The organism is Limosilactobacillus panis DSM 6035 (assembly GCF_001435935.1).
GTDB lineage: Bacteria > Bacillota > Bacilli > Lactobacillales > Lactobacillaceae > Limosilactobacillus > Limosilactobacillus panis.
This window is the reverse complement of record NZ_AZGM01000025.1, coordinates 1-390: the sequence shown is the minus strand read 5'-3', so window position 1 is coordinate 390 and position 390 is coordinate 1. Positions and strand designations below refer to the sequence as shown.

At 41.3% G+C, this 390-nt stretch carries 1 protein-coding gene; it reads right to left on the bottom strand.

The genetic code is table 11. The annotated features are described in order from the left end of the window. Positions 1–320, bottom strand: a 320-nt coding sequence (locus FD32_RS02075) for a helix-turn-helix domain-containing protein (protein ID WP_156410633.1), incomplete at its 3' end; no start/stop codon positions are given. Positions 321–390: the final 70 nt, after the last annotated feature.

The following is a 390-nucleotide window of genomic DNA, read 5'->3' as shown; positions in this document are numbered from 1 at the left end:
CGACGCGATTTAAAACGTGGGTAACCGCCCCGATGTTTAAATAACATCTTAAAAGCTTGGGCGAGGTTGTGATTAACCACTAGAAAACTAGTTGAGTCACTAGCCCTAAGGAATGGGTATTCCTGCTTAAGTCTCTTCAGTAGATAATTCATCCCGTATTCATTGACAAAGTGACTACTGGGATTATTCTGATATCGCTCCTTCGCCATCGCCAACATTTGGTTCCAAACGAAGCGATTGTTAAACATCTGCCACAATTGTTCCCTTTGCTGAGCATTGGGATATAGGCGAAGTTTGATCCCCTTTATAATTTGTGCCATTTCACCACAATCTTTCATCATTGGCCAGTCGACAAAGCTAATTAATACCTGAACACTATTCTCTGTTAAG